General features: G+C 69.8%; 17 protein-coding genes. 9 read left to right on the forward strand and 8 right to left on the reverse strand.

Annotated elements, in window-relative coordinates; all coding sequences use genetic code 11:
* The first annotated feature begins 304 nt into the window (after positions 1-304).
* Positions 305-1,483 (forward strand): cytochrome P450 family protein, encoded by a 1,179-nt coding sequence (locus tag ACWFR3_RS00735; RefSeq protein WP_453732320.1) that lies wholly within the window; start codon positions 305-307, stop codon positions 1,481-1,483.
* Here ACWFR3_RS00735 and ACWFR3_RS00740 read toward each other — a convergent pair.
* Positions 1,458-2,501 carry a hypothetical protein gene (locus ACWFR3_RS00740; protein WP_453732321.1) on the reverse strand — a complete coding sequence of 348 codons (1,044 nt, stop codon included), beginning with the start codon at positions 2,499-2,501 and terminating at the stop codon, positions 1,458-1,460. The two genes, ACWFR3_RS00735 and ACWFR3_RS00740, sit on opposite strands and share 26 nt — an antisense overlap.
* A 141-nt stretch (positions 2,502-2,642) precedes the next feature.
* Between ACWFR3_RS00740 and ACWFR3_RS00745 the strand changes: the two genes are divergently transcribed.
* Complete coding sequence (locus ACWFR3_RS00745) at positions 2,643-3,224, forward strand: dihydrofolate reductase family protein (RefSeq protein ID WP_453732322.1); 582 nt, start codon at positions 2,643-2,645, stop codon at positions 3,222-3,224.
* Positions 3,225-3,287: 63 nt separating this feature from the next.
* Here the strand turns inward: ACWFR3_RS00745 and ACWFR3_RS00750 are convergent, their stop codons facing one another.
* Positions 3,288-3,776, reverse strand: a complete 489-nt coding sequence (locus ACWFR3_RS00750) for a MarR family winged helix-turn-helix transcriptional regulator (RefSeq protein WP_453732323.1) — start codon at positions 3,774-3,776, stop codon at positions 3,288-3,290.
* A gap of 149 nt (positions 3,777-3,925) precedes the next feature.
* Here ACWFR3_RS00750 and ACWFR3_RS00755 point away from each other — a divergent pair, with 149 nt between their 5' ends.
* The 3 genes from ACWFR3_RS00755 to ACWFR3_RS00765 all read left to right on the forward strand — a co-directional run bounded on the left by ACWFR3_RS00755 (position 3,926) and on the right by ACWFR3_RS00765 (position 6,065).
* Positions 3,926-4,351, forward strand: coding sequence for a Rid family hydrolase (locus tag ACWFR3_RS00755; RefSeq protein WP_453732324.1), 426 nt, complete (start codon positions 3,926-3,928; stop codon positions 4,349-4,351).
* A 306-nt stretch (positions 4,352-4,657) separates the two neighbouring features.
* Complete coding sequence (locus tag ACWFR3_RS00760; RefSeq protein ID WP_453732325.1) at positions 4,658-4,867, forward strand: DUF6243 family protein; 210 nt, start codon at positions 4,658-4,660, stop codon at positions 4,865-4,867.
* A gap of 244 nt (positions 4,868-5,111) precedes the next feature.
* On the forward strand, positions 5,112-6,065 hold the full coding sequence (locus ACWFR3_RS00765) for a threonine/serine dehydratase (RefSeq protein ID WP_453732326.1): 954 nt from the start codon (positions 5,112-5,114) through the stop codon (positions 6,063-6,065).
* A 95-nt stretch (positions 6,066-6,160) separates the two neighbouring features.
* Here the strand turns inward: ACWFR3_RS00765 and ACWFR3_RS00770 are convergent, their stop codons facing one another.
* Positions 6,161-8,167 carry a GxGYxYP domain-containing protein gene (locus ACWFR3_RS00770; protein ID WP_453732327.1) on the reverse strand — a complete coding sequence of 669 codons (2,007 nt, stop codon included), beginning with the start codon at positions 8,165-8,167 and terminating at the stop codon, positions 6,161-6,163.
* A 419-nt stretch (positions 8,168-8,586) separates the two neighbouring features.
* On the opposite strand from ACWFR3_RS00770, the gene ACWFR3_RS00775 reads away from it, so the two are divergent.
* Entirely contained in the window at positions 8,587-9,807 is a 1,221-nt protein-coding gene (locus tag ACWFR3_RS00775; RefSeq protein ID WP_453732328.1) for an alpha/beta hydrolase family protein, read from the forward strand.
* Between the two features lie 576 nt (positions 9,808-10,383).
* Here ACWFR3_RS00775 and ACWFR3_RS00780 read toward each other — a convergent pair.
* The 3 genes from ACWFR3_RS00780 to ACWFR3_RS00790 form a co-directional block, all read right to left on the reverse strand.
* Positions 10,384-10,959 (reverse strand): hypothetical protein, encoded by a 576-nt coding sequence (locus ACWFR3_RS00780; protein ID WP_453732329.1) that lies wholly within the window; start codon positions 10,957-10,959, stop codon positions 10,384-10,386.
* A 62-nt stretch (positions 10,960-11,021) separates the two neighbouring features.
* Positions 11,022-11,804, reverse strand: a complete 783-nt coding sequence (locus tag ACWFR3_RS00785) for an ANTAR domain-containing response regulator (protein ID WP_453732330.1) — start codon at positions 11,802-11,804, stop codon at positions 11,022-11,024.
* A 344-nt stretch (positions 11,805-12,148) separates the two neighbouring features.
* Complete coding sequence (locus ACWFR3_RS00790; protein WP_453732331.1) at positions 12,149-13,369, reverse strand: GNAT family N-acetyltransferase; 1,221 nt, start codon at positions 13,367-13,369, stop codon at positions 12,149-12,151.
* Between the two features lie 30 nt (positions 13,370-13,399).
* Between ACWFR3_RS00790 and ACWFR3_RS00795 the strand changes: the two genes are divergently transcribed.
* Together ACWFR3_RS00795 and ACWFR3_RS00800 are read left to right on the forward strand one after the other, a co-directional pair.
* Positions 13,400-13,888, forward strand: a complete 489-nt coding sequence (locus ACWFR3_RS00795; protein WP_453732332.1) for a MarR family winged helix-turn-helix transcriptional regulator — start codon at positions 13,400-13,402, stop codon at positions 13,886-13,888.
* Positions 13,889-13,948: 60 nt separating this feature from the next.
* On the forward strand, positions 13,949-14,401 hold the full coding sequence (locus ACWFR3_RS00800) for a hypothetical protein (RefSeq protein WP_453732333.1): 453 nt from the start codon (positions 13,949-13,951) through the stop codon (positions 14,399-14,401).
* A gap of 262 nt (positions 14,402-14,663) precedes the next feature.
* On the opposite strand, the gene ACWFR3_RS00805 is transcribed toward ACWFR3_RS00800, so the two are convergent.
* Together ACWFR3_RS00805 and ACWFR3_RS00810 are read right to left on the reverse strand one after the other, a co-directional pair.
* Positions 14,664-15,059 carry a hypothetical protein gene (locus ACWFR3_RS00805; RefSeq protein ID WP_453732334.1) on the reverse strand — a complete coding sequence of 132 codons (396 nt, stop codon included), beginning with the start codon at positions 15,057-15,059 and terminating at the stop codon, positions 14,664-14,666.
* A gap of 774 nt (positions 15,060-15,833) precedes the next feature.
* Positions 15,834-16,412 carry a TetR/AcrR family transcriptional regulator gene (locus ACWFR3_RS00810; protein ID WP_453732335.1) on the reverse strand — a complete coding sequence of 193 codons (579 nt, stop codon included), beginning with the start codon at positions 16,410-16,412 and terminating at the stop codon, positions 15,834-15,836.
* A gap of 90 nt (positions 16,413-16,502) precedes the next feature.
* Here ACWFR3_RS00810 and ACWFR3_RS00815 point away from each other — a divergent pair, with 90 nt between their 5' ends.
* Complete coding sequence (locus ACWFR3_RS00815) at positions 16,503-17,384, forward strand: SDR family oxidoreductase (protein ID WP_453732336.1); 882 nt, start codon at positions 16,503-16,505, stop codon at positions 17,382-17,384.
* Positions 17,385-17,816: the final 432 nt, after the last annotated feature.

A 17,816-nucleotide genomic window follows, 5' to 3' on the forward strand; every position in this document is an offset into this window, starting at 1 on the left:
GTTCGGCGGTGAATGCCGGGTGTCGTTGTCCCGCGTGCCGTAGTCGCCGCGGTGGCTCCGGGGGTTGCCGCCTGATCGACGTGGTCTTCGCCGTTGCGCCTCGGGTGGTGAGACGCCCACGCAGCCGCCGCACAGTGACCTGTATGCCTTCTTGCCGAAAGTGCGGTCACGGCTGCTGTGGGTGGCTGAACGCCCTGAATGCCCTGAGTGGCGCACGGCTCTACACTGCGGTGACGCCATCCCCATGTGCCGGGTCTGTCGCCGACGGCGGCCCGCCGGCCTCGACCCGTTGGAGCCTGAGAGCATGACTGACCCGTCTCAGGATCCCCGCTTCCTTGAGAACCGCCATCCGGCCCGGGCGGCCACGCCACCCACCTGCCCGGTGCGGCCCGTACCCGCCGCCTCCGGCGGGCACCCCGGTTACCTGGTCACCGGCTACGCGGAAGCCCGAGAAGCCCTCGGCGACGTGCGCCTGTCCAAAAACACGGCCGCCTTCTTCGCCGGCAAGGACTCACGGCGCCGCTTGCACCCGGCCATCGCGCAGAACATGCTGGCCAGCGACCCGCCCCAGCACACCCGGCTACGCAAGCTGGTGACCAAGGCCTTCACGACCGGGGCCGTGAACCAACTGCGCCCCTTCATCGCCCACGTCACCGACGACCTGTTGCAGCAGTGGCCCGCCGGCGAGCGGTTCGACCTGGTGGCCGGCCTGGCGGTACCGCTGCCGGTCATCGTGATCTGCGAACTGCTCGGAGTTCCGCACGCGGACCGGAGTGATGTCCAGCGCTGGTCCGCGGCGCTGTTCGCGGCGGGAGAGCCGGACGTCATCGACGCAGCCTCGCATGCGATGGGCGACTACATGACGGACCTAATCACCGCCAAACGCCGGAGTCCCGGCAGCACTCTTCTCGACAGGCTCATTTCGGCCCGCGACGGGGACGACCACCTGAGTGAGGAAGAACTGGTGTCCCTGGCCGTGCTGCTGCTCGTGGCCGGACACGAGACCACGACCAACGCCCTGGGCAACGCCACCCTGGCGCTGCTCCAGCACCCGGCCGAACTGGCGCGCCTGCGGGAGAATCCGGACGACGTGTCCGCCGCGCTCAACGAACTGCTCCGCTTCGACTCCCCGGTCAGCACGGCGACCTTCCGCTACACCACGCAAGCCATCGCGCTGGGTGACACTGACATCCCCGCCGGGGCCCCCGTAACCGTCGCTCTTGGGGCAGCCAACCGGGACCCGGCGCGCTTCTCGGCGCCGGACCTGCTCGACCTGGACCGCGACGCTGCCGCACACCTCAGCTTCGGCCACGGCATCCACCGCTGCGTCGGCGCTCCCCTCGCCCGGGCCGAGCTGGAGATCGCCCTGCGAGCGGTGCTCACCCGATACCCCCAGATCCGGCTTGCCGTCCCGGCCGGGCAACTGATCTGGCGCCGTACTCGTCTGGTGCGCGGCCTCACGTCACTGCCCGTCCTGGCGTAGCAGCCGGGGGCGCAGCGCACCCGCACCTAGCGTCCTCGCGCGCGTTGGGTCCGTTCGCCGCACGGCCGGTACTGCCGGTCTGTACGGGGTCCTCGTACACCAGCCGGCGTGTCTCGGACACGAGCGTGGGCACCGGCTTGCCCGGGGGCAGGACCGGCGCGAGTGCGTCGAAGACGTCCCGCACACGGGCGTCGGTGTAGGCGTGGATGCGGCTTGTCGCCTTGAGCCAGGCACCGCCGCCGGGAAGCGGGGTCACCTCCGCGAAGGCTCCGCCGGCCTGCAGGGCGGCAACGCCGCCGAGGGCCGTGACGACGCCGGGGGAGCAGACGGTCAGCCACCCGTACCCGCGCAGTGTCGTTTCCAGCTCGGGCAGGGTGTCCTCCAGGAGCAGGCCCAGACCGTCTTCGAGGGCCGTGCGGCCCGTGATGTAGTCGCCGTCGTCGGCGACGGAGGCGTAGAGAACGCTGCGGTGGTGTTCAACCCGGTCGCGCAGGAAGGACTCCCAGCGCTGCTGTGCCTCGTCTGTCGTCGCCGGGTCCTCGAACTCCTCCGCCGTTCGCACGGCGATCAAGGACACCACATCCGGCGTGTCGTCGTCACGGGTGAGGGAGACCTCGAGCCAGGGCTCGCCGGGCTGGCCCTCGGTGTCGAGCAGTGCCAGCCGCAGTTGCGCCTCGCGGGGCCGGTACCCGAGCTGTTGGAGGAAGTCCTGCCAGTTGGCGGGGCAGAAGTAGGTCTCGACCAGCTGCTGGCGTCCGCGGGTGGTCTCCCAGTAGACGAAGGAGGCCCAGAGCGTTCCGGGTGCCCCGCAGGGGCCGACGCCGTCGTTGGCCAGGGCCTGTGCGGTGAGGTCCAGGCCGTAGTCGAAGCCGTCACCGAGCGCTCCGGAGAGGAGGTCCACGGCCCGGGTGAACCAGTCACGGGCCAACTGCCGGTACGCGTCGCCCTCGGCGGGGCAGGGCAAGTTGATCTCGGCCCGGAGAAGCGGGTTCAACCGGATGCTCGGCTCCGCCGTCATGCCACGCCCTTTCGATCGGTTCGGGAACCGGGGAAGCCTACCGCCACCGGATGATCACGCCGGAGCGCTGTGCGAGCTGTCGAGAACTGCCCCGCGGCTCCGACGTCACCTCAGGAAGGCACCCGACGGAGGGACGAGGTCATGAGCAGGGTCATTGCGGGCATCTCGATGTCATTGGACGGGTTCGTCACCGGTCCGAACGTCTCCGGCGAGCAGCAACTGGGCGACGGCGGAATGCCGTTGCACCGGTGGCTGCACCAGCCGGACCCGCGCGACATCGAGCTGCTGGAGGAGATGCGCGCAGGGCTGGGGGCGATCCTGATGGGCCGGGTGTCCTACGACCTGGCGGCGGGCGACGGCGGCTGGGGCGACGGCGGGCCCGCCGGGTCGGCGCCGTGCTTCGTCCTCACCCACAAGGCACCCGCTCCGCAGACGGTACGGGCCCCCTCGGTCTTCACCTTCGTCACCGACGGCATCCACGGTGCGGTGGCCCGGGCGAAGGAGGCGGCGGGCGGCAAGGTGGTCGCCGTGCACGGCGCGAGCGCGGCTCAGCAGTGCCTCGCGGCCGGGCTGCTGGACGAGATCCAGATCCATCTGGCCCCGGTCCTGCTCGGCAGCGGCACCCGGCTCTTCGAGCAGCCGGGCGGACAGTACCGGCTGGAGCGCACGAAGGTGATCGAGACACCGAACGCCACCCACCTGCGGTTCAGCGTGATCCGCTGACCGGCTGCGTGTCTGCGGCGCGAAGGTCTTCACTTGCCCCGGGTCGTGGGGTGGGGGTGGCTGTCAGCCGAAGTCGTCGGGGACGATGCGGAGTTTGTGTGCGACGCGGGCGAGAGCTTTCTGGTCGGTCGTGTTGAGCGAGTCGAGGACGATGCGGCGTACGGAGCGCAGGTGTGTGGGCGCTGCCAGGTGCACGATGGCGAAGCCGGCGTCGGTGAGTTCGGCGAGGGTGTACCGGCCGTCGTCCGGGTCAGGTGTGCGTACGACCCAGTCGCGCTGTTCGCAGCGTTTGATGACGTTGGACAGGCGGGAAAGCGACCCGCTGGCGAGGAAGGCGAGCTCTCCCATCCGCAGCTTGCGCTGCGGGGCCTCGGAGAGGTGGCTGAGCACGAGGTACTCGAACAGGGTCAGGCCGTGTTCCTGCCGCAGCGGCGACTCCAGCTTGGCGGGGAGCAGCAGGACAAGGGAGATCAGCCCTGTCCACGCCGCCTTCTCCTGCTCGTCGAGCCATCGCAGGTCCTCGTCGTCTTGGTGTCCGCCCGTGTCGCTCATGGTTCCTCCCATGCTGCTCGTGGATCTGTGTGCTCCGTCGGCGGAGCACGCAGTCACTTTACGCTTGAAGCCAATGCTTGCTACTATTACTTCAAGCGTGAAGTCATACGCGAGGAAATATGCCCCTGTGGACTGGAAGAGGGAACATCATGAGCACCGTCACCTTCGGCGTCACTCCGGGCTTCGGCGAGAAGCTGCACAAGGCCCTCGGCTACAGCGGGGCGGTCCGCGTCGACGACCGGGTCGAGATCTCCGGCCAGGCCGGGGTGGACGACGACCTGGTCATCCCCGACTCGCTGGAAGACGAGATCATCCAGGCTTTCGACAACGTCGAGCGCACGCTCGCCACGGTCGGCGCCACGTGGAAGGACGTCATCCACGTCAACTCGTACCACAAGGTCGAACCGGGAGATGACGTCATCGGCGACGACCACAACCAGGTCATGGCCGAGCAGTTCCGCCGTCGCCTCGACGGCCGCGCGCCGATCTGGACCGAGACCGGCGTCACGGTCCTCGGCCTGGCCGCCATGCGCGTGGAGATACGCGTCACCGCCATCGTCGGCTCCGGAAGCTGAACCGCCGCCTCCAGTGACCGAACCGTCGCCGCCAACCATCAAACCGGACGGCCCGCCGCCCGCTGCCCGCCGGATACCGGATAACAGCTGGCCCGGGGCGCTTGCTCCCGGCCCGCTCGGCGCAGGGTCGGCGAAAACGTGGTGCGCGAGGCCGGCGGAAGCGGGTAATGTCCTGGACATGTTCTTCCAGACGCTGATTTACGAGTGAGAGCGTGACGGGCCCCTGCTGGCGTCCTTCCGATGTCGCCGCGCCCGTCCACCCGCCGATGAATCCGTAGATCACTTCACATCATTCCGGGAGAACCCGTGAGCAAGAACATCAACAACCCCGTGGGCATGGGCGGCGGAAAGCGCAAGAGGCTGTCCCGCGCCGAACGGCAGAACAACGGCCCCCACCGCAACCTCGACCGCCAGGGCGCCGCCGACCAGAAGGCGGAGCTGGTGCGCAAGATGCGCGAGAAGACGGGTGCAGCGGGAAACGCTGAGCAGACGAACGACGAGACCGCACAGAGCTGACGCACCGCCGCCGCAGGGCGGCACCGCACGAGGCAGGGCCCGGACCGCGACGCGCGGTCCGGGCCCTGCTGTTGTACTCCGTAGTGGGCTCCATCGAGCTGACGGCCGCGACAGCCTGGAAGCCGGAGCCGGGCGGTCCGCTGTGTTGTGCCTGGCGGCGGTGATCCAAACTGCTGCCTGCCTCCGGACTCAGCCACGTAGGGTGCAGGCGGACAGGGAACGCGGAACATCCTGGAGGGGCGCCATGGTCGGTGTTGAGGACGTGGAGAGCGCGGCGGCGCGGATTGCCGGGCATGTGGTGCGCACGCCCACGCTGCCCAGCCCGGGGCTGAGCGCATTGCTGGGGGTACCGGTCACGGTCAAGCTCGAACTGCTGCAGCGCACCGGCTCGTTCAAGGCGCGAGGAGCCGTCGCCAAGCTGCTGGCGATGACCGATGAGCAGCGCGCGGCCGGCGTGGTCGCGGTGTCCGGCGGCAACCATGGCGTCGCCGTGGCGGAGATGTCGGCCGCGCTGGGGGTGCGTGCGACCGTGGTGATGCCGCGCAGCGCACCGGAACGCTCGGTGCGGGCTGCCCGGGCCGCCGGAGCCGACGTGCGGCTGACCGCCACCATGGCCGAGGCCTTCGCGACGATGGACGGGCTGGAGACGGAGGGGCTCACGCTGCTGCATCCCTTTGCCGACCCGGTGGTCATCGCGGGGCAGGGCACCGTGGGACTAGAACTCGCCGCCGACGCAGGCGAATTGACGGACGTCCTGGTTTCCATCGGCGGCGGTGGTCTGATCGCCGGTGTGGCGGCGGCGCTGCGGGCGCGCCGGCCGGACGTGCGCGTGTGGGGCGTGGAGACCACCGGCGCCGATGCGATGTCCCGGGCACTGGCCCACGGAGGGCCGGTCCAGGTGGAGGTGGATTCGCGCATCAGCACGCTCAGTGCGCCCACGGTGTCCCCGCTGACCTACACCATGGTGCGTGACCTGGTCGACGAGGTACTGGTCGTGCCCGAGGCGGAGGCCTACACAGGCGTGCTCGAGCTGGCCGAGCACGCCCGCGTATGGGCCGAGCCCGCGGCGGGCTGCCTCCTGCCGGCCGCCCGCCGCGTCCTGGCCAAGACCGGCGAGGCAACCCGGCTAGGCCTGGTGATCTGCGGCGGCAACGCATCGGTTCAGGACGTGACCGCGTACACGGAAGCGATCCTCTGAGTCAGGCAGGTCCATCCATACGTCCATTCACGGGCGTGGGCTGAGCCGCCCCGTGGGGGCGGGCACCGATCGCGCTCGTGACCATGGGCGTTCTTTCACGCGCTCATGTCCATCAAGTCGAAGAACACATCACCGCGGACCACTTCGAAGGGCGCATCAAGCAGTCCGGCCAGCTCCGCGATGTCGCTCGGCGTCCAGCTCCAGGCGTTGATCGCCGCGGCGATGAACATGGGCTTCGACTCGTCCCTGCCTTCGATGTGGCGCAGCAGTCCGTCGCGAAACTCCTTGCCCTTGCCCTGCGGGTAGAAGTTGCCGATCACGGGAAGCCCGGCCGGCCTGATCTGTAGATCGCCTGTCTCCCAGGACTGGATGATCCCGCGCAGCGGCGTGTTCTTCCGGTACGAGCCCGCGACGCGCTCGTCGAAGGGGAGCCAGCCGTCGTTCGCGGCGTTGCGGGGGTTGTAGGCGTAGGCCAGGTCCATGCCGGTGCGGCGCAGGAACCGGCCGGAGAGTTCCGTGTAGGCGTCCAGGTCCTTGTCGGGCCAGGATCCGGGGTAGGTGTAACCCGCCCCCGAAGGGCCGCAGATGAGCAGATCGTTGGCGGTGGCGGTCTTCTGGTAGTAGGCGAGCAGAGCGGGGCCGATGTCGGCGAGCAGCGGGCTGACCGTCCAGTTCACGGGGACGCTGCCGCGCTTGGGGTCGTCCCAGATGTCGCGCATACGACGCTGGCAGTACTGCACGTTGTCACCTTCGCCCACGGTGAGCGTGAGGTAAACGCGGCTTTGCAGCTTGGCCTTGGGAGGGCGTCGGACCTTGCCGGAGACCTTCGCGGGGACGCCCGCGTGGACGGTGCCGTTCATGTAGAAGTCAGCGGGGACGACCTCGATCCCGTGCTGTGAGGCACGGTCCACGCCGCCCCACTCGCCTGCGACGTCGTTGGAGAACCAGCCGGTGTAGGGGGTGGTGGGTTCAAGCCGGGCGAATGTCTCGTCGAGGAGTTTGCCGGTGTCACCGGACGGCGGCAGCCACAGCACCATGGCTTTGCTCGCCACCACGTAGTCCCGGAAGTAGGGAAAGGGCTCGACGCGGGTGGGTGCGGTGCTGGTGGCGGTGACCAGATATTGGTTCCACAGGTCGACCTCGATCACCAGGTGCTGTGTTCCGGCGGGCGCGGTGAGGCGGTAGATGAAGTAGCCGCCGCCGTCGCTGAACCGGTTGGACCGGTCGTTGAGGGAGGAGTTGAGGCCGTCGAAGAGGTATGGCTTCTCGGCGTCCGTGCCGGGAGTGAAGGAGGCGACTTCCTTGCCGTCCGCCTTCACCAGGACGGAGGCGACGGACGCGCCCCACCCGTCGTCTGCGAACGAGTCCTGGAAACGTACGTAGACGTCGTTGCCGCCGCCCAGTTCCGGGCTCAGGTCGAAGGTGCGCACCTGACAGTTGGACTCATCGCGGATCCGCTCGGCCTCGCGCGCCACCTGACGCCACGTCACGTCGTCGGCGGCCACGGTCCGGGTGGGCGGCAGGCCGGCGAGCAGGGCGTGGCTGCACTGCGGGAAGAGGTTGCCGAGTTGCCAGCGGTAGGTGGCGAGCACATCGTCGGCGTCGAAGCGGCCGCGCAGATCCATGACGGTCTTCAGGCCGTGCGTGCGCGCCTGCTCGGCGGTGGCGGCGACGGCGTTGTTGAGGCCGGCGAGCGTGGTGGCGATGTTGACCGAGTCGGGCACGTCCGGGTCGACAAGGACGGCGCCGCGCACCTGCTTGCGGTAGCGGCGGACCAGGTCGAGCGCGTCGTCGTGGCGGGTGACGGCTGCGCCGGTGGCGGGGAGCCACCGCAGGTCCACCTCGCTCTTGTCGAAGTTGAAGTAGAGGCGTGGCTCCTGCCGGTTGACGACGCCCTGGAGGGTCGTCAACAGCAGTTGGTCGTGGCCGTCCAGTGTGCTGACGTCGGCGACGTCGAGGCGGACGGGGCGGCCGAAGGACGGCAGGAGTCGGGTCGCGGCACCGGACTCGACGGCCCCGGCCTGCTGCTGCGACGTCAGGCCCAGCCCTCCGGCCGCGAGGGCCGCGCCGCCTGCTTGCAGGAGGATTCTTCGTGACACCATCGACGATCACTGCTCCTCAAAGCCACCGGAACGTCTGACATCGTTGTCAATCGGTGAAGTTAGGCGGTGTGATGGGGAGTTGTCCATGGGGCGGACGGACAATTCTGCGCCTGAGGGTGCGGCGGGCGGGCGGGCGGACCGTACCGGGGGAGCGGGGGAGGAGCGCGCGCAAAGAGAGCGAAGTGCGCCAAGGGACCGCGGCCGCGACTCCGGGCCCGGGGGCGGTCAGGGTGGTCTCGCAGCCGGCCGACGCTGCCCGATCGTATTAGCCCCGGGGCGTAAATCCGTGGGCCGATGCGATCGGCGTGTAGGTGATCGGTGGGCCGATGCTGCGGGGGAGGGGTATCTGGCAGCGTCGTCTCTGTGCCCGCGGGCTGGCCGCGGAGCACGCTTGACGATCCGTCACCAGGGGAGGGCCCATGACCACCACACGGTTCACCAGCCGGAGAGGCATGACGCGCCGCAGCATGATGGGAGCCGCACTGGCCGCCGGGGCCAGTGTGCCACTGGCCGGAGTTGCCGACCCCGCATGGGCCGGCCCGGTGGCAGCCGAGCCGTCCGCGAAGCGGCTGGTGCTGCCCGTGCCGAGAGGGCCACACCCGGTGGGCACGGTCCAACTGCATCTCGTTGACCGGTCGCGTCCGGACGGCATCGCGGGCCCCGGGCACTTCCGCGAGCTGATGGCCACCCTCTGGTATCCCGCCCGGGGCGTTCGGCGGTATCCGGTGGCGCCCTGGATGCCGGACGGTGCACTGCAGGCCTTCCTTGCCGACGCCGGGTTCGGCGATCTGGCCTCCCGGGGGCCGCTGACGGCCGGCCATGTGGGCGCTCCGGTGTGGCGTACGGGCCGGCAGCTGCCCGTCGTCGTGTTCTCGCACGGCGCCCACAGCCATCAGGGCGATCACACCGTCATGGTCCAGGAGCTCGCCAGCCACGGGTATGCGGTGGTGACGGTGGCTCACCAATACGACACCTACACCCAGTTCCCCGACGGCCGGACCGCCGTCCCGAGCGATGACCCGACGGCGCCGACCATGCCCGGTGACTTCGCCGCTGACCTGCGCTTCGTCTTGGACTGCGTCGAGAAGCTCGCCGCCGAGTCCAACCCCGACGTCGATCAACGTGATTTGCCCGCCGGGCTGTTGGGCTCCCTCGACCCGCGGCGCATGGGTGCGTTCGGCTGGTCCAAGGGAGGCACGGCCACCGCCTGCGCCATGCTCGCGGACGAGCGTATCCGGGCCGGGCTGAGCCTGGATGGCCCGATGCAGATGAACCCGCCGCTGGCCGGCGATCTGGACCGGCCCTTCATGATGATGTCCGCCGAGTTCACCCGCGCCACGGATCCCGCGGCCGCTGCCTTCTGGTCGCACCTGAAGGGCTGGCGGCTGGACATTCAGGCCCGGGGCGCCGCCCATGTCTCCTACGGCGACAACGAGGCGCTGTTCCCCCAGGTGGCGAAGCTGTACGGATGGAGCCGGCAGCAGCTCGAGGACGTGATCGGCACTCTCGATCCCCAGCAGGCGGTGAAGATCCAGCAGGCCTACCCGCTGGCGTTCTTCGACCACCACCTGCGCCACCGTCGCGGGCACCTGCTCGACGGGCCGTCCCCGGCCTTCCCGGCCGTGACATTCCTGCCCTGAGGACCCGGGACCGCAGCAGCGCGGCCCCTCCGGCAGGCTCGTGAGGGAGAGCAGGACGGCCGGGGCGCGCCGCGATCCCAAGAGGAGTCGTGAGGCGGCTTGTTGGACGCGTACGGGATCCGCGGTCAGTCGGGCTGTTGTACGGCTTCGCCACGTCGCTCCAATTGACGGACGACAAGGTGATCGTGAGAAACCTCGGCCGGGTGGCAGAGATCCCTTTGACGGAGATAGTCAAGGTGGAGCCGGGCTACGCGGGGACGGACTTCACGTCTCGCGGCGGCATGACGGTGCGGGCCCGGGCGGTCGAAGAGCCCCACTACGCGAAGTGGTTCCGGGCGGACCAGCCGAGCCGACCGGATCGTGAAGATCGTACGGACGGCCGTGCGCCGAGCCGGCTGAGTACCGCTGTCGGAAAGTGACCCACGCCGCTCGGAGGAGTACGAACCCGCCCTGCTGTCCCCTGATGCCTCCTACTACTCGCCCTGCCCCTCACCCTCAACGTCGCGAACACCGGGGCCTGTTGGCCCACCACGGCGGCGTCGGCATTCGACCGGCGACCCGCACGCACTGCGCACGTTATGGGCGCCATTCCTCCTGCCACAGCCAGTGCAGTTCGTAGGCCATCGCGAGTAACTGCAGGTCTTGAAGAGCGTCTATCTCGTTGCGGGGCCAGTTGGGAGCGGTGTGGTCGGCCGTGCGGATCGCGGTCTCAGCGAAACGGGCGATGCTCCGGCGGTCAGCGATCTTTTGGTGCAGGCGGTGCGGGATTCCGCACGCGCAGGGTGCCGGGCCGCGGGCGCCGGGTGGATTGGCCGCCGGGCAGCCGGCCTTGTGGTACAGATCCGCGGAGGCCGCTTCCTCGTCGAGGCGGGCGTGCACGAAGGCGGCCAGGGCGGTGAGCTGCACGGCAGGAGCTGTCCTGGCGTGCGGGAGTGTGAGGGGCGAGACGGGGCGGCTCGCGATGTCCTCGCGTCGGCGTGCGGAGAGCCACTGCTGTCGGTCGGCGCGGGTCTGTTCTGCCTGCAGTCGCATCTCCGTCGCCTCGGACCGTATCCGGCGGGCCCTGTCGATCGTCTCCCTGGTGATGCGGCGAAGCCGCTCGCATTGCTCGAAGGAGTCGGCGACTCCCCAGGTGTCGGCGGAGTTGAGCATGCTGCCTCCTCATCAGGTGCCGAACGGCAGGCCGTGTGAGCGGCCCTTGAGCGCATAGGGGCTTACGTGGCCGGTGTGTCCCGGCCCATGTTGCGGGCGGAGGCCGGTGTTTGGGGAAGATCTCGTATGGCGATGACTTCTTGGGCGACCGTGACCAGCCGTACGCGGTGGTGGCGCGCGAGGCGGCGCAGGGTCTCGAAGGCCTCGGCGGGGGAGATGCCGCGGTGGGCGGCGAGGAAGCCTTTGGCCTGTTCGATGAGGATGCGGTTGTGCAGGGCGCTGCGGAGCTGTTCGTTGAGGGCGTCGGCCTGCCGCAGGGCGCGGGCGTGGAGCAGGCCGATGGCGGCCGCGTCGGCGAACGCCTGCGCCAGAGCGAGGTCGGCGACCGGCGGCGGGTCGTGTCCTTTGTACAGAAGCAGCAGGCTGCCGAGGGTCTCCTCACGGAGCCGCAGGGGCGCGGCGGCGGCGTAGGTGTAGCCGGTGGCGCCGGCCCGGAAGGTGACGTGGTGCCAGGCGGCAGGAGCGCTGCTGAGGTGCCCGGAGGTGACGGCGGCGGTGCGGTAGGCGTCGACGGCGGGGCCTTCGCGCATGGCCATGTCGATGGCTGCGCCTCTGGCGCGATCGATGTCCCGGGTGCCGCGGGCTGCCGCTGTCGGGTCGTACAGGCGGGCTTCCGGGGAGGCCGGTGATTCCGGTGTGGCCAACAGGACGGCTGCGTCCGTGACGTCGAGGATCTCGCAGCAGCGGCGGTGCAGTTGCTGCACGTAGTTGATGACGTCGAAGTCGTCCGCCAGGGTGTCGGCGAGCTCCACGAAAGTGCGGGCGATGTTCGCTTCCCTGCTCATCCCCATCCCCCGGTGTGCCGAAGCGGGTCGAGTGCCGCGCACTGCGGTCCGACACAGGGAGGCAGCCACGTTCCGTGTCTTAAAGCCTACTCTTGAGCCGGCCGACGGGTACCGCTTCTGCTCTTCTCACCGCGGAGGACGACGGGGCTTCCACAGCCCCGGGCTGTCCTGCGTCGCCGCAGACCCGCGTGGACGATCGGCACAGTGCCTGCGGCGGCGAAGAACGATCTCGCCGGTCCGCAGATCCCTTGACGAGCAGACTTGCTGGTCGAGCCGACCGTCGGAGCGGCCGTGGCGGGCCAGAGCATCGGCCGGCCGCGGCGTGTGCCCGTCGTCGTGTGCACTCACGGCCGGTCCCCTCGCGGGGTGTTGGCCGAGCCAGTCGGCCCGGCAGGCGCCGCGCCGTGCACGGCTTGAAAGTCATCACGCCCGACCGCGGGGCCGTCTGTCCCTGCGTCGCCTTGGTCCGGGGTGGTGGTGCGCCGGCGCTGCGTGGTGCTCTTGGCCAGGGTGATGACGTCGTCGCCCGGGGCGGACTCGATCGGGCGGTACCCCGCGCTTTCGTAGAAGGCGATGTTGCGGTGGCTGCGGGAGCCGGTGGACAGCACGTTGCGACGGCACTGCGGCGGGGCGGCGTGCTCGGCGCTGTGCAGGAGCCAGCGGGCCAGGCCCTGGCCGCGCAGGTCAGGTGCCACGCCCAGGCGGCCTATGTGCCAGTCGGTGCCGGTGCGGCGCGCGCGTATCAGTGCCAGGAGCCGGCCGTCCCGCCACAGGCCGGTGGTGTGCCACTGCGCCAGCCAGGCACGTACCTGGTCGGGTGATTCGTGCAGGGCCGGAACCCGCAGGGTGTTGTTGGCGAGTGCCTCGTCCATCCAGCAGCAGCGTTGCAGCACGGTGACCTGCGCGGCCTCCTGCGGGAGCAGCCGCCTTGCGTAGGAGCCGGGCAGAGGGCCGGGCAGCGATCCGGTGCGGGCTGCCTCGCGCAGTGGCCGCAACGCGTGGGTGACCCGGATGAGTTCGTCCAGTACGCCGACCGCTGCCGCGTCACGCGCGGGATCCGGGATCACCTCGCCGCGCTCCGTGGTGTCGCTGATGCGCATCGCGACAGTGGCGCCCAGCGGTACCAGGCGCAGGGCCGTCGCTGCTTGTTTGGCGTGCTGGACGGCCCGGGTGCCGGCCGATGTGTTTCCGTAGCTGACGAATCCGACCGGCTTCCAGGCCCATTCGCCGCCGAGGTAGTCCAGGGCATTCTTCAGGGTCGCCGGCATGGCGTGGTTGTACTCCGGGGTGACGACGATGAAGCCGTCCGCCGCACCCGCTATCGCGCTCCACTGCCGGGTGTGCTCGTGCCGGTAGGTGCCGGTGGAGGGGGGTTCCTCCTCGTCGAGGAACGGCAGTGCGAGGTCACTCAGGCGGACGGTCACGAGTTCGGCATGCAACTGCGCCGCCCGGGCCGTGAGCGCCCGGGTGAGCCATGCCCCGATGGCGGGGCCGAGAGCGCCGGGGCGGGTGCTGCACACGAGGACCATGACCCGGGTCAGCGGTAACGACAATTTCATTGACATGGAAACGAACGTAGCTGCTATTTTGGTTACATGTCAACGAAATGGTCGGGCAGCACTCCGGCCTGGCTCGACCCCCAACAGGAGCGCGCCTGGCGGGCCTTCCGCCGCATGGTGATCGCCGTACAGTCCGGCACGGCACGCGACTTGGCCGCGGCCGGTCTGTCCGAGCCCGACTACGAGGTGCTCAGCACGCTGTCGGAACGTCCCGCGCGCACCAGCACGCTCCACGAGCAGGCCGCCAAGATGGGCTGGTCACGCAGTCGCCTGTCACGCCACGCCACCCGGATGGAAGCGCGTGGCCTCATCCGGCGTGCGCCTGACCCCACCGACGGCCGGGGCTGTCTGCTCCTGCTCACCCAGCAGGGACTGGAAACGCTCACCGAGGCGGCCCCCGCCCACGTCACCTCGGTCCGCCGGCACTTCGCCGACCGCCTGACCCCCGCGGATCTGACGGCCCTTGAGGACATCGCCCGGAAGCTGGCCGACGATCCGCCGCCCACCGGCAGGCCGTCAACTTGATCCGGCGCGGGCCGTGTCGAGTCGACCCGGACCACCACCTCTATGACCAGCAGGCCAATGATGACTAGCGAACTGCGGCGCAGACTCACGGAGCGGCGAGAGAAGCAGGAACTCGACCGCATGCTGCGCGACGCCTCCGACATCGCCACAGCGCGCACCCTGGCGTCCGCAGAGGTGCCCGACGGGGCTCTGGATGCCGTACGGGGATTCTGGAGCATGTCCCATGAGCCCGCCGCGGCGCTGGACCACGAGGCTCCCGGGGAGCATCTGGACGCGTGGGCGGAGGAACTCCTCGCCCGGCACGGCTTCCGCACGACGGCCTTCCTGTTCACCGGCCTCGACCTCGCACCGTGGATCGAGTTGCGGGTGCGGCCCGGCTGGTTTGCCTCGATCCGCCGGGCCAGGGAAGCCTCATGGGTCTTCCTCAGGAGTGACCTCGGCGCGGTGGCGGCGGTCAGCGAGCAGGAGCACCGATTCGAGTTCTCCGCGGTCCAGTTGACGGACCCGTGGTGACGGCAGGGGTATTCAGGCCGAGGCCGCGGAACGGCGCACGCTCGACAAGATTCCCGCACCCCCCGCCGATGTGCTCCGGGCGGCCGGGGCGCCGCGCCTGAGGCCGGGACAGATGCCCCTCTTGGAGATGCTCGGCAGGGCGCTCATTTCACCGTTGTTCTCGCTGATCGTAGGAATGCTGTTCCTGCTGTCTGGCGCGGAACAGGCAGCCATGCGAGCCCTGGGCACCAAGAGACCAGCAGGGCGGCAGTCTCCCTTCGCATCAACTGCCATGCGCCCTCGCCAACGCACCCTCCGCAGATTCCAGGGCTTTGCGGGCGGCGAGGTAGCCCGCGACCTTGAACGCCAGTTCGTGAGAGCCGAATGTGTCGGCGCGGGCGCCGCGCAGCACCACCCGGGTAGCGGTCACGATGCCGTGCTCGGGCAGGTTCAGCTGCTCCTCGATTCCCGCGGCGGCCGCCGCGAAGAAACGCGGCAAGTTGTCGGCGGGTTCGTACGCCACCGACAGCCCTCGGGCTGTTTTGAAGACGAAGCCCTCCGCTGCGGGCTCGAAGTCCACCGCTATCTCCGCGAATTGCGGCGCGCAGTTCTGCTTCAGGTGCCGCACGTGCACGCCGCGGATCGGGTAGGGCGGGAACAGGGGCCGGGCTGGCGTCATGCCGGAACGCTACCTCCGCCCGGCTGCTCCGCAGGGCCCCTTCGCATGTATGACGCCCCGCCCGGAAACGACACAGTGCGGCTGACAGCGCCCCGTCGGCGAACAACACGAGAGGATTCCCAGGATCCCGCCGCGCTCTGCCTTGCGCCGCCGCCCCCGGCCGTGCCCGGGCGGTAAGCCCCTGGGGGGCTCTGTGCGCTGCGGACAGAAAAATGCGGTGCGCCGCCGTGTGGTGATCGCTACGGTGGAGGGGTCCAGGTGCGCAGGGGCGGGCTACTTCCACTTTTAATGGGGCGGTCGCGGGTTCGAATCCCGTCGCCGGCTTCGGGCCGGCGTAGCTCAGTGGCCAGAGCACCTTGTTGCCTGCACCGATTCTGAACTCTGGACGTATGGACGTGAGCCGTCCGCCACGGGGGAACCTGGCGGACGGCTTCGTCCTGCCTTAGGACTTCTCCTCGTCCGGTGTTCCCCAGGCGAGACGCTGTCTGCCGCTCCTGCCCAGCTTGCTGAGCTCGGCCCTCCGACATCCGTGTGATCGATGGGCCGCTTCGCGTCAGGGTTCGGTGGAACCACCCGCAACCGGCATGCCTCCGGCGATCACCCACGGTCATTAACAGGGCCGGTGACATGGTGAATTGCCGACGGCTGCGCACGCGAGCCACCAGGAGGAAGAAGCCGTAGGGGGGTGCGCTGTGGCGCAGGCGCGTCTGCCAACAGGTCCGACGGGTGACGGGTCGATGTGCTGCCCGCCGATGGGCAGTTGGTTGGGTTGGGTCAGCCCAGCGACGCGCTCACGGCGCGCAGTTCGTCCAGGGCCGCCAGGACGTATCCGGCGAGTTCGTCCGTGCCGTCGCGCTCGCCCTCGGACCACTGGGCGAACCCACGCTTGAAGGCCAGGACGCCCAGTTCGCTGGCGAGGGCCGCGGTGGGGTCGGGCAGGCCGCGGGCGACCAGGGCGGTTGTCATCGCGGCGGCGAGGCTGACGGTCTTGAGGGCGTCGCGCTCCTGCAGCTCGGCGCTGGCGGCGACGGCCGCCTTCAGGCGCGGGGCGAGCTCGCGGTTCATGGGGCCCATGGTGCTGGAGGCGCGCTCAAGTCCGGCCGCGACCGCCTCCAGCGGGGTGGCGTCATCGGGTGCCTCGGCGATTCCCTCGGTCAGCAGCTGGCTCAGCGTCTCCTGTCCGGCCACCAGCAGCTCGCGCTTATCGGGGAAGTGCCGGAAGAAGGTGCTCTTGGTGACCCCGGCGCGCTCGGCGATCTGCGCGACCGTGGTGGCGTCGTAGCCCTGCTCGGTGAACAGGTCGACTGCGGCCACGACAAGGCGCTCGCGTGCGCCCGGTTCCCATCTGCCCATGAGGCCAGCATATGTGATGGGACTCTTGTCCCGTCACCCTGGTAGCGTGTGATGGGACAAGAGTCCCATCACTTGCGGGAAGGTTTCACCATGCGTGTCTTCGTCACCGGTGCCACCGGTCTGATCGGGTCCACCGTCGTCGCCGAACTGCTCGGCAACGGCCACAGCGTCCTGGCGCTTGCCCGCTCCGACGCATCCGCGCGCGCTGCCGAGGCGGCGGGCGCCGAGCCGCTGCGGGGGGCCCTCGCCGATACGGACGTCCTGCGGGCCGGCGCCCGTCAGGCCGACGGGGTGATCCACCTGGCGTTCGGCAATGACTTCAGCAGCCCCGAGGCCCTCGCGCATAACGTCGCCGAGGAGAGCGCCGCCCTCACGGCTCTCGGCGAGGCGCTCGTGGGCAGCAACCGACCTCTCGTGACCGTCTCCGGTACACCCCAGGCCCCGGGCCGTGCCTCCACCGAGGCCGACCTGGTGCCGACCGACGGACCGGTCGGCGGCCGTGGCCGCACCGTCACGGCGATCCTGGACCTGGCCGCGCACGGGGTGCGCAGTACGGCCGTACGCCTGCCGCGCACGGTCCACAACCAGGGCACTGGCGGGTTCGCCGGCCTGCTGACCCACATTGCACGCCGGAGCGGGGTGTCCGGCTACCCGGGCGACGGAACCCAGCGCTGGCCGGCCGTCCACGCGCTCGACGCGGCGGTCCTCTTCCGGCTCGCCCTGGAACAGGCCGAAGCCGGCAGCGCCTGGCATGCCGTGGCCGACGAGGGCGACCAGGTGCGCGACATCGCCGCGGTCATCGGCCGGCGGCTAGGTCTGCCGGTCGAGTCGGTGCCCTCGCAGACCTACGGTCCGCTCGGCCCGATCTTCGCGACCGACCAGCCCTCCTCCAGCGCCCACACCCGCCGGACCCTCGGCTGGGAGCCCAAGCACCCCGCCCTCCTGGAAGACCTGGAGAACATCCAGCCCTGACCGGTGCCGGTAGGCCCGTGCGCGGCGCTCACGCCGACACCCGGCAGGCTCCCCTCACCTGCCTCACGGCGCTGCGTGGACGCCGATTCCCGAACATAAAGCCCCGATCCTCAGAAGGTGGCCCACTTCATTTGCAGGCACCGACCGTTACCGATGCCTGCGGCCGAAACGCCGGCGTTGGGGTTCGGGCTCTTCTTCCTCAGGAGCGGGCTCAAGGACCTCCACCAGCTGGCTCACGTATACGCGGAACGCATGCCCCTCGGAGGTGTGGCCCGATGTGTGCCGGAAGGCCACGAACCACATGTCCTCGCCACCTGGTGAATCTCACGTGTCCCTTTACCCGTCCAGACGTGCGTACGCGCGATCTGGCGCGCGACTTCCCGCGCGTCCTCCTTGGTCCCCTGTACGTGCCGCACTTTGAGCTTGTGCTCA

This window comes from Streptomyces sp. NPDC055189, assembly GCF_053606765.1.

Excerpts from the sequence above, each read along its gene's own strand:
- ACWFR3_RS00735 (WP_453732320.1), top strand. The coding sequence starts at position 305 with ATGACTGACCCGTCTCAGGATCCCCGCTTCCTTGAGAACCGCCATCCG.
- ACWFR3_RS00740 (WP_453732321.1), bottom strand. The coding sequence starts at position 2,501 with ATGACGGCGGAGCCGAGCATCCGGTTGAACCCGCTTCTCCGGGCCGAG.
- ACWFR3_RS00745 (WP_453732322.1), top strand. The coding sequence starts at position 2,643 with ATGAGCAGGGTCATTGCGGGCATCTCGATGTCATTGGACGGGTTCGTC.
- ACWFR3_RS00750 (WP_453732323.1), bottom strand. The coding sequence starts at position 3,776 with ATGAGCGACACGGGCGGACACCAAGACGACGAGGACCTGCGATGGCTC.
- ACWFR3_RS00755 (WP_453732324.1), top strand. The coding sequence starts at position 3,926 with ATGAGCACCGTCACCTTCGGCGTCACTCCGGGCTTCGGCGAGAAGCTG.
- ACWFR3_RS00765 (WP_453732326.1), top strand. The coding sequence starts at position 5,112 with ATGGTCGGTGTTGAGGACGTGGAGAGCGCGGCGGCGCGGATTGCCGGG.
- ACWFR3_RS00770 (WP_453732327.1), bottom strand. The coding sequence starts at position 8,167 with ATGGTGTCACGAAGAATCCTCCTGCAAGCAGGCGGCGCGGCCCTCGCG.
- ACWFR3_RS00775 (WP_453732328.1), top strand. The coding sequence starts at position 8,587 with ATGACCACCACACGGTTCACCAGCCGGAGAGGCATGACGCGCCGCAGC.
- ACWFR3_RS00780 (WP_453732329.1), bottom strand. The coding sequence starts at position 10,959 with ATGCTCAACTCCGCCGACACCTGGGGAGTCGCCGACTCCTTCGAGCAA.
- ACWFR3_RS00785 (WP_453732330.1), bottom strand. The coding sequence starts at position 11,804 with ATGAGCAGGGAAGCGAACATCGCCCGCACTTTCGTGGAGCTCGCCGAC.
- ACWFR3_RS00790 (WP_453732331.1), bottom strand. The coding sequence starts at position 13,369 with ATGTCAATGAAATTGTCGTTACCGCTGACCCGGGTCATGGTCCTCGTG.
- ACWFR3_RS00795 (WP_453732332.1), top strand. The coding sequence starts at position 13,400 with ATGTCAACGAAATGGTCGGGCAGCACTCCGGCCTGGCTCGACCCCCAA.
- ACWFR3_RS00800 (WP_453732333.1), top strand. The coding sequence starts at position 13,949 with ATGACTAGCGAACTGCGGCGCAGACTCACGGAGCGGCGAGAGAAGCAG.
- ACWFR3_RS00805 (WP_453732334.1), bottom strand. The coding sequence starts at position 15,059 with ATGACGCCAGCCCGGCCCCTGTTCCCGCCCTACCCGATCCGCGGCGTG.
- ACWFR3_RS00810 (WP_453732335.1), bottom strand. The coding sequence starts at position 16,412 with ATGGGCAGATGGGAACCGGGCGCACGCGAGCGCCTTGTCGTGGCCGCA.
- ACWFR3_RS00815 (WP_453732336.1), top strand. The coding sequence starts at position 16,503 with ATGCGTGTCTTCGTCACCGGTGCCACCGGTCTGATCGGGTCCACCGTC.